The following is a 9475-nucleotide window of genomic DNA, read 5'->3' on the forward strand; positions in this document are numbered from 1 at the left end:
CAGCGTCGCCAGCATCGTGGCGGCCAGCGCGGCGATGGCGCGCCGGCGGCCGATGGCGGGGTCGTTGGTGGCGGTCGCGGTCGGGAAGGTCGAGGTGGCTGGCATCGTCATGGCTGCATCGGAATTCTGGCGCCCGCGGCAATATCGAGGGCCTCGATCTACGGCCTCGGCTGGCGCAACGGCGGACTGGAACGGCGGATAAAAACGGAAGCGGCGCCACCGATGTAACGGTTGACGCACCCGCAACTGTAGACCATCGGTCACGGCCACAGTTCGGCGCGCCCTCGGGAAACGGCCCCCGCAGGCCCCGGCGAGCGCGCCGGCGGCGGGCGCCATGCGGGGCCTTCCGCGCGGCGCATTATCCGTCATTGCCCGGGGAATGCCTCCCCGTTCCGCTATAATTCACGGTTTTCAAAGCGCAAGAACACCATGGAAGCAGAACGCCTCAACGCCATCTCCGGCGCCATCTCCGATCTCCGTTCCCGGACGGAAGATCTACGGGGGTATCTTTGACTACGACGTCAAGGTAGGACGTCTGGCCGAAGTCAACGGCGAACTGGAGGACCCCGAGGTCTGGAACAACCCGAAGCGGGCCCAGGATCTCGGCAAGGAAAAGAAGATGCTCGAAGGCGTGGTCCAGGTACTGGGCAAGCTGAGCGAGGATCTGGAAAGCGCGCAGGAGCTGTTCGAGCTCGCGCGTGAAGAGGGCGACGACGACACGCTGGTGTCGATCGAAGAGGACGTCAAGGGCTTCGAGGCGACCGTCGCCGACATGGAGTTCCGCCGCATGTTCTCCGGCGAACTCGATCAGGCCAATGCCTTCATCGACATCCAGGCCGGCGCCGGCGGTACCGAGGCGTGCGACTGGGCCTCGATGCTGCTGCGCCAGTACCTGAAGTACTGCGAGCGCAAGGGCTTCAAGGCCGAAGTGCTGGAAGAATCCGAGGGCGACGTCGCCGGCATCAAGAGCGCCACGATCAAGGTCGAGGGCGAATACGCGTTCGGCTATCTGCGTACCGAGACCGGCGTGCACCGGCTGGTGCGCAAGTCGCCGTTCGATTCGTCGGGCGGCCGGCACACCTCGTTCTCGTCGGTGTTCGTCTATCCGGAGGTCGACGACTCGTTCGAGGTCGAGATCAATCCGGCGGACCTGCGCGTCGATACCTATCGCGCTTCCGGCGCGGGCGGCCAGCACATCAACAAGACCGATTCGGCGGTGCGGATCACGCATATCCCGACCGGCATCGTCGTGCAGTGCCAGAACGACCGCTCGCAGCACCGCAACCGCGCCGAGGCGATGTCGATGCTGAAGTCGCGCCTGTACGAACACGAGATGCGCAAGCGCCAGGCCGAGGCCGACAAGCTCGAATCGACCAAGACCGATGTGGGCTGGGGCCACCAGATCCGCTCGTACGTGCTGGACCAGAGCCGCATCAAGGACCTGCGCACCAACGTCGAAATGTCCAACACGCAGAAGGTGCTGGACGGCGACCTGGACAACTTCATCGAGGCGAGCCTGAAACAGGGCCTGTAAGCGCAGCACCGGCGCGGGCCGCGCCACCCCTCCCGCGGCGCGGCCGTGCCGCGGGTTCCGACCTCTCTCCGCCAGGGCGACATCCATGACCACAGCCGCATCGACCGACGCTTCGACCGACGCTTCGCATCTGATCATCGTCACCGGCGCCTCGCGCGGGCTGGGCGCGGCGCTGGTGCGCGCGCTGATGGTGCCGGGCAACCGGCTGGTGTGCGTGGCGCGCAGCCGCAACGCGGAACTGGAGCAGGCCGCGCAGGCCAGCGGCGTGCCGATCGCCTGGCACCTGCAGGACCTGTCCAAGCCCGCGCAGGGGGCAAGCTGGCTGGCCAGCGTGCTCGACAGCGTCGATGCCCCCGCCAGCGCGACGCTGGTGCTGAACGCCGGCGTGATCGAGCCGATCGCGCCGATCGCCGAGCTGCAGGAGGCCACGCTGGTGCCGCACCTGATGACCAACCTGGTGTCGCCGATGACGATGACCGCGGCCTTCCTGGCGCGCAGCGAGCGCTTCGGCTGCCCACGCAAGGTGCTGGCGATCTCGTCCGGCGCCGCGCGCCGGCCGGTCGAGGGCTGGAGCGCCTACTGCGCCGGCAAGGCGGCGCTCGACATGTTCGTGCGCTCGGTCAATGCCGAATACGCGTCGCTGCCGGCCGAGCGCGGCGTGCGCGCGGTGGCGCTGGCCCCGGGCGTGGTCGATACCGGCATGCAGGCCGCGATCCGCGAGGCCGACTTCGCCCAGGTCGAACGCTTCCGCTCGCTGAAGGCCAACGCGCAATTGACCAGCCCCGACGAGGCCGCCGCCCGCATCGCCGCCTATCTGCAGCGCGCCGACTTCGGCAGCACCGAACTCGACGATATCCGCAATACCTGACTTTCCCGCGCGGCCCTCGTGCCCCGCCCTTTGACGACATCATGACCGAACCCACCCGCGCGCCTGCCGAGCAGGCCCCCGCCGTCGACGAAAACAAGATCATTGCCGAACGGCGCGAGAAGCTGCAGGCGCTGCGTCAGCAAGGCGTCGCCTTCCCCAACGACTTCCGGCCGACCCACCAGGCCGCCGGCCTGCACGCGCAGTACGGCGAGGCCGACCAGGCCGCGCTCGAGGCCAATCCGGTCGAGGTCGCGGTGGCCGGCCGCATGATGCTCAAGCGCGTGATGGGCAAGGCCAGCTTCGCCACGGTGCAGGACGGCAGCGGCCAGATCCAGTTCTACATCACGCGCGACAAGGTCGGCGAAGAGGTCTACGCCCAGTTCAAGCACTGGGACCTGGGCGACATCGTCAGTGCGCGCGGGCTGCTGTTCCGCACCAACAAGGGCGAACTGTCGGTGCAGGTGCAGGAGCTGCGCCTGCTGTCGAAGTCGCTGCGCCCGCTGCCGGACAAGTTCCACGGCCTGGCCGACCAGGAAATGAAGTACCGCCAGCGCTATGTCGACCTGATCGTCTCGCCGGAGACGCGCGCAACGTTCCGCGCCCGCACCGAGGCAATCTCGTCGCTGCGCCGCCATATGGCCGAGGCCGGCTTCATGGAAGTCGAAACGCCGATGCTGCATCCGATTCCCGGCGGCGCCGCGGCCAAGCCCTTCATCACGCACCACAATGCGCTGGACATGCAGATGTTCCTGCGCATCGCGCCCGAGCTCTATCTGAAGAGGCTGATCGTCGGCGGCTTCGAGCGCGTGTTCGAGATCAACCGCAATTTCCGCAACGAGGGGGTCAGCCCGCGCCACAACCCCGAGTTCACGATGATGGAGTTCTACGCGGCCTATACCGACTACCGGTGGCTGATGGACTTCACCGAGGACCTGATCCGCAAGGCGGCGATCGACGCGCGCGGCAGCGCGACGCTGACCTATCAGGGCCGCGAGCTGGACCTGGGCAAGCCCTTCCACCGGCTGACCATCACGCAGGCGATCCAGAAGTACGCGCCCCAATACACCGATGCGCAGCTGGCCGATGCCGACTTCCTGCGCGCGGAGCTGAAGAAGTTCGGCGTCAACACCAGCGCGCCGCAATTCCTGAACGCGGGCCTGGGCACGCTGCAACTGGTGCTGTTCGAGGAGACCGCCGAGAGCCAGCTGTGGGAGCCGACCTTCATCGTCGACTATCCGGTCGAGGTATCGCCGCTGGCGCGCGCCTCCGATACGGTGCCGGGCATTACCGAGCGTTTCGAGCTGTTCATCACCGGCCGCGAGATCGCCAACGGCTTCTCGGAGCTCAACGATGCCGAGGACCAGGCCGAGCGCTTCCGCAAGCAGGTCGAGCAGAAGGATGCCGGCGACGAAGAGGCGATGTATTTCGACGCCGACTACATCCGCGCGCTGGAATATGGCATGCCCCCGACGGGCGGCTGCGGCATCGGCATCGACCGCCTGGTGATGCTGCTGACCGACAGCCCGAACATCCGCGACGTGATCCTGTTCCCGCATCTGCGGCGGGAAGACTGAGCCAAGGGCCCGCGGGGCCCGGCCGGCGGCCAAACAAAAAGCGCGCTTCCATGAAGCGCGCTTTTTTTTGCGTCCGCAGCCTACTCGGCTTCCGCGATCCACGCTGCCTGGATGGCCTCGAGGATCTTTTCGCCCGAACGCTCGGGCAGGTCGTCGAATCCGTCCAGTTCCAGCACCCAGCGGCGCAGGTCGGTGAAGCGCACGGTCAGCGGATCGACGTCGGGGTACTTGTCGTACAGCGCCGCCGCGATGTCATAGGTGTCGGTCCATTTCATCAGGGGTTCTCCAAGGTCTTCGTTCGCCGTCGGGGTTGCCATGCCGCCCGGGCAGGCAATGCAGGGCTCAGTGGCCTTCCTTGGCGTGGTTGATCGTGTATTTGGGAATCTCGATGGTCAGGTCTTCGTCGGCGACGATCGCCTGGCAGGACAGCCGGGAATTCGGCTCGAGGCCCCAGGCCTTGTCGAGCAGGTCTTCCTCTTTCTCTTCGGCCTCGTTCAGCGAATCGAAACCCTCGCGCACCACCACGTGGCAGGTGGTGCAGGCGCACGACTTCTCGCAGGCGTGCTCGATCTCGATGTCATGTTCGAGCAGCACGTCGCAGATGCTGGTGCCCTTCTTGGCTTCGATGACGGCGCCCTCTGGGCAGTATTCGGCGTGGGGCAGTACGACAATCTGTGGCATATCAGGTCCTGATGTGGGGGTGACGGGCGTCCCGTGGCGAGCGCCCTTCAGCCGAGCTCCTGCACCTTGCGGCCGGCCAGCGCGTTCTTGATCGAGCGGTCCATGCGCCGGGCGGCAAACTCGTCGGTGCCGCGCGACAGCGTTTCGATGGCGGCCTTGATCGCCAGATGGTCGTCGCCGGCGGCGGTCTCGCGGACCTGCGTCATCAGCGCTTCGACCTGGGCGCGCTCGTCGTCCGACAGCAGATCGCCGTCGGCCTGCAGCGCGCTGCGCGTGGCCTCGAGCAGGCGTTCGGCCTCGACCCGTTCCTCGGCCAGCGCACGGCTCCTCATGTCATGCTCGGCCTCGCGGAAGCTGTCCTGCAGCATCCGGGCGATATCGTCGTCGCCGAGACCATACGAGGGCTTGACGGTGATCGAGGCCTCGACGCCGGAATGCAGCTCGCGCGCGGAGACCGACAGCAGCCCATCGGCGTCGACCTGGTAGGTCACGCGAATACGGGCGGCGCCGGCCACCATCGGCGGAATGCCGCGCAGCTCGAAGCGCGCCAGCGAACGGCAGTCGCTGGCCAGTTCGCGCTCGCCCTGCAGCACATGGATCGCCATCGCGGTCTGGCCATCCTTGAAGGTGGTGAACTCCTGCGCGCGGGCGACCGGGATCGTGCTGTTGCGGGGAATGATCTTCTCGACCAGGCCGCCCATCGTTTCGACGCCCAGCGACAGCGGAATCACGTCGAGCAGCAGCCAGTCCTCGCCCGGCGCATGGTTGCCGGCCAGCAGATTGGCCTGCATCGCCGCGCCCAGCGCGACCACCTTGTCCGGATCGAGATTGGTCAGCGGCGGCTGGCCGAAGAAATCGGCGACCGCCTTGCGGATCGACGGCATGCGCGTGGCGCCGCCGACCAGCACCACGCCCTTGACCTCGTCGGGCGCCACGCCGGCATCGCGCAGGGCCTTGCGCACCGGCGCCAGCGTCTTCTGCACCAGATGCGCGGTCATCTCGCGGAACTGCTCGGCGGTCAAGGGCAGGTGGACGATCTCGCCGGTGCCCAGCACCGCGTCGATCACCGTGCTGTCGGCCTCCGACAGCGCCTCCTTGGCGGCGCGCGCGCGCACCATCAGCAGGCGCGTGTCCTCGGCCGACAGCGGTTGCAGGCCGGCCTGCTCGACGATCCAGCAGACCAGCCGCTGGTCGAAGTCGTCGCCGCCCAGCGCGGAATCGCCGCCGGTCGCCATCACCTCGAAGACGCCCTTGGTCAGTTTCAGCACCGAGATATCGAAGGTGCCGCCGCCCAGGTCGTAGACCGCGTAGATCCCTTCCGAGGCGTTGTCGAGCCCGTAGGCAATCGCCGCCGCGGTCGGCTCGTTCAGCAGGCGCAGCACTTCGAGGCCGGCCAGACGCGCCGCGTCCTTGGTCGCCTGGCGCTGCGCGTCGTCGAAATAGGCGGGCACGGTGATCACCGCGCCGACCAGGTCGTCGCCCAGCGCATCCTCGGCGCGTTGGCGCAGCGTGGCCAGGATCTCGGCCGACACCTCGACCGGGCTCTTGACGCCGGCGACGGTCTTGATCTGCAGCATGCCGGGCGCGTCGACGAAGTCGTACGGGGTGTGCTCGATATGCGCGACGTCGTGCAAGCCACGGCCCATGAAGCGCTTGACCGAGACGATCGTGTTCTTGGGGTCGCGCACCGCCTCTTCCTGCGCGCGGAAGCCGATCTGCGCGGTCCGGTTCGGCAGATAGCGCACCACCGACGGCAGCAGCGTGCGGCCGCTCTCGTCGGCCAGCACCTCGGGAATGCTGTTGCGAACGGCCGCCACCAGCGAATTGGTGGTGCCGAGGTCGATACCGACCGCGAGCCGTCGCTGGTGGGGCGCCGGCGACATGCCGGGTTCGGAAATCTGAAGCAGTGCCATGTCAATCTTCTGTTGTCGGGGCAGGCGGCGCGATGGCCGGGCGAACGACCAGCGCGTACCGCCGCATTACCCGCTTTTGCCGGGGCGCCATTGTGTCATGGCCCCCGCGATGGTGCCGGCCGCGCTAGCCTTCGAGGCGGTCGATCGCCTCGCTCGCGTCGTGCTCGATCTTCTCGACGAACATCAGCTGGCGCGCCGCGGCCGCCGCGGCCTCGTCGTCGCCGGCATCGAGCAGGCCGCCGAGCGCGCTCTGGCGCTCGCGCTTCTCCTGCCGCAGCGAACGCAGCAGCGCGTCCAGCGCCGCGGCGTCGCGCTGCTGTACCGCATCCTGCAGCGCCTCGCGCCATTCCATCTGCTGCATCAGGAAATCGGGCGCCATGGCCGTATTGTTCTCGGCCTGGATATCGATGCCGCGCAGCGACAGCAGATAGATCGCGCGCTTGAGCGGCTGGCGCAGGGTCCGGTAGGCCTCGTTCGCATGCGCGGCCCATTGCATCGCGACGCGCCGTTCGGCGTCGCCGGCATGGGCAAAGCGGTCCGGATGGGCCTGCGATTGCACCGTGCGGTAGGCGGCGTCGAGCGCGGCCTCGTCGACGGTAAAGCGGGCCGGCAGCCCGAACAGGGCAAAGTAATCGTCTTTCAAGGTAGTCCTGCTGGAAGGCTGTGGCGGGGGCGGCGGCGCGCGCCGATGCGCGAGGCGCCGCCACCGTGCCCGGCCCTCTCCCGCCAGCGGGAGAGGAAAACGCTCAGGCCGCCGGCCTTACACGCGGAACGATTCGCCGCAACCGCACTCGTCCTTGACGTTCGGGTTGTTGAAGCGGAAGCCTTCGTTCAACCCTTCGCGGGCGAAGTCGAGCTCGGTGCCGTCGATATAGGGCAGGCTCTTGGGATCGACCACCACCTTGACGCCGTGCGACTCGAACACCTGGTCCTCCGGCTGCAGCTCGTCGACATACTCGAGCTTGTACGCCAGGCCGGAACAGCCGGTCGTCTTGACGCCGAGCCGCAGGCCGATGCCCTTGCCCCGGCGGTCCAGATAGCGCGAAACGTGCTTCGCGGCTTTTTCGGTCAATGTGATCATCGCTACCACTTCCCTTCGATCGCTCAGGCGGTCTGCTGCGTCGGGGCGCCCGCGTGCTTCTTCTTGTAGTCCTCGACCGCGGCCTTGATCGCGTCCTCGGCCAGGATCGAGCAGTGGATCTTGACCGGCGGCAGCGCCAGTTCCTCGGCGATCTGGGTGTTCTTGATCTCCAGCGCCTGGTCCACGGTCTTGCCCTTGACCCACTCGGTCACCAGCGACGACGAGGCGATTGCCGAGCCGCAACCGTAGGTCTTGAACTTCGCGTCCTCGATCACGCCCTGCTCGTTGACCTTGATCTGCAGCTTCATCACGTCGCCGCAGGCCGGCGCGCCGACCATGCCGGTGCCGACGGCGTCGTCGTTCTTGTCGAACGAGCCGACGTTACGGGGGTTTTCGTAGTGGTCGAGTACCTTGTTGGAGTAAGACATTTGGCTACCTCTGTGACGTATCTTTTATGGGGTCGGATGGACAGCGTTCAATGCGCCGCCCATTGAATCGAATTCAGGTCCACGCCGTCCTTGTACATCTCCCACAGCGGGGACAGGTCGCGCAGCTTGCCGATCTTGCTCTTCAACAGTTCGACCGTGTAATCGATCTCCTGTTCGGTGGTGAAGCGGCCGACGGTGAAGCGGATCGAGCTGTGCGCCAGCTCGTCGTTGCGGCCCAGCGCGCGCAGCACATAGGACGGCTCCAGCGAGGCCGAGGTGCAGGCCGAGCCCGACGACACGGCGACATCCTTGATCGCCATGATCAGCGACTCGCCTTCGACGAAGTTGAAGCTGACGTTCAGGTTGTGCGGCACGCGGCGCTCGAAGTCGCCGTTCAGATAGACCTCTTCCATGCCGGACAGGCCGTTCCACAGGCGGTCGCGCAGCATGCGGATGCGCTCGTTCTCGGTCGCCATTTCCTCGCGGGCGATGCGGAAGGCTTCACCCATGCCGACGATCTGGTGCGTGGCCAGCGTGCCCGAACGCATGCCGCGCTCGTGGCCGCCGCCGTGCATCTGCGCCTCGATGCGCACGCGCGGCTTGCGGCGGACATACAGCGCGCCGATGCCCTTCGGGCCATAGGTCTTGTGCGCCGAGAACGACATCAGGTCGACCTTCAGCTTCGACAGGTCGATCCCGACCTTGCCGGTGGCCTGCGCGGCGTCGCAATGGAAGATGATGCCCTTCTCGCGGCAGATCTCGCCGATCTGCTCGATGTCCTGGATCACGCCGATCTCGTTGTTGACCAGCATCACCGACACCAGGATGGTGTCAGGGCGCAGCGCCTGCTTGAACACCTCGATGTCGATCAGGCCGTTTTCCTGCACGTCGAGGTAGGTCACCTCGAAACCCTGGCGCTCCAGCTCCCGCGTGGTGTCGAGCACGGCCTTGTGTTCGGTCTTGACCGTGATGATGTGCTTGCCCTTGCCCGAGTAGAAATTGGCCGCGCCCTTGATCGCCAGGTTGTCGGACTCGGTCGCGCCGGAGGTCCAGACAATCTCGCGCGGATCGGCGCCGACCAGCGCCGCGACCTGCTCGCGCGCTTCCTCGACGGCCTTCTCGGCTTCCCAGCCGTAGGCGTGGCTGCGCGAGGCGGGATTGCCGAACTGCTCGCGCAGATACGGAATCATCTTGTCCGCCACGCGCGGGTCCACCGGCGTGGTGGCCGAATAATCCATGTAGATCGGGAAATGTGGGGTGCTCATCGTTGTCACTGCCTTGTTTTGACTGCCGGGTGGGACATTGTGCGTCGCCTGGCCGCGGTCCGCTCAGGACTGCGCCAGGCTGAAAACCGAATTCACCATCTTGGGCCGGGCGGGCTTGTCCGCCTTTTCCG

The 9475-nt window shown here is 66.8% G+C and carries 10 protein-coding genes; 3 read left to right on the forward strand and 7 right to left on the reverse strand.

Annotation, left to right across the window (positions count from 1 at the left end):
• Positions 1-429: 429 nt before the first annotated feature.
• The 3 genes from prfB (at position 430) to lysS (ending at position 3976) form a co-directional block, all read left to right on the forward strand.
• Positions 430-1534, forward strand: a protein-coding gene (prfB, locus tag B551_RS26035) for a peptide chain release factor 2 (protein ID WP_157071931.1) whose coding sequence is annotated in 2 segments (ribosomal slippage) — positions 430-510 and positions 512-1534 — 1104 coding nt in all. Because the reading frame shifts where the segments join, the coding sequence is not laid out codon by codon here.
• 85 nt (positions 1535-1619) lie between these two features.
• Entirely contained in the window at positions 1620-2402 is a 783-nt protein-coding gene (locus tag B551_RS07265; RefSeq protein ID WP_006577721.1) for an SDR family oxidoreductase, read from the forward strand.
• Between the two features lie 41 nt (positions 2403-2443).
• Positions 2444-3976, forward strand: a complete 1533-nt coding sequence (gene lysS, locus B551_RS07270) for a lysine--tRNA ligase (RefSeq protein ID WP_006577720.1) — start codon at positions 2444-2446, stop codon at positions 3974-3976.
• A gap of 80 nt (positions 3977-4056) precedes the next feature.
• Here the strand turns inward: lysS and iscX are convergent, their stop codons facing one another.
• From iscX to B551_RS07305, 7 genes are all read right to left on the reverse strand, one after another.
• A complete protein-coding gene (gene iscX / locus B551_RS07275; RefSeq protein WP_006577719.1) occupies positions 4057-4251 on the reverse strand; it encodes a Fe-S cluster assembly protein IscX in 195 nt (64 codons plus the stop codon).
• A 67-nt stretch (positions 4252-4318) separates the two neighbouring features.
• The gene (fdx, locus tag B551_RS07280) at positions 4319-4657 is read right to left on the reverse strand and encodes an ISC system 2Fe-2S type ferredoxin (protein WP_006577718.1); all 339 of its coding nucleotides are present in this window, start codon (positions 4655-4657) and stop codon (positions 4319-4321) included.
• A gap of 47 nt (positions 4658-4704) precedes the next feature.
• A complete protein-coding gene (hscA, locus tag B551_RS07285; protein WP_006577717.1) occupies positions 4705-6570 on the reverse strand; it encodes a Fe-S protein assembly chaperone HscA in 1866 nt (621 codons plus the stop codon).
• 124 nt (positions 6571-6694) lie between these two features.
• Positions 6695-7213: a Fe-S protein assembly co-chaperone HscB gene (gene hscB / locus B551_RS07290; RefSeq protein ID WP_006577716.1), complete on the reverse strand. Its 519-nt coding sequence runs from the start codon at positions 7211-7213 to the stop codon at positions 6695-6697.
• 117 nt (positions 7214-7330) lie between these two features.
• Complete coding sequence (gene iscA / locus B551_RS07295) at positions 7331-7651, reverse strand: iron-sulfur cluster assembly protein IscA (protein ID WP_023263777.1); 321 nt, start codon at positions 7649-7651, stop codon at positions 7331-7333.
• 23 nt (positions 7652-7674) lie between these two features.
• Complete coding sequence (gene iscU, locus B551_RS07300) at positions 7675-8079, reverse strand: Fe-S cluster assembly scaffold IscU (RefSeq protein WP_006577713.1); 405 nt, start codon at positions 8077-8079, stop codon at positions 7675-7677.
• A gap of 47 nt (positions 8080-8126) precedes the next feature.
• Positions 8127-9344: an IscS subfamily cysteine desulfurase gene (locus tag B551_RS07305; RefSeq protein ID WP_023263778.1), complete on the reverse strand. Its 1218-nt coding sequence runs from the start codon at positions 9342-9344 to the stop codon at positions 8127-8129.
• Positions 9345-9475: the final 131 nt, after the last annotated feature.

This window comes from Cupriavidus sp. HPC(L), assembly GCF_000307735.3.
Taxonomy (GTDB): Bacteria; Pseudomonadota; Gammaproteobacteria; order Burkholderiales; family Burkholderiaceae; genus Cupriavidus.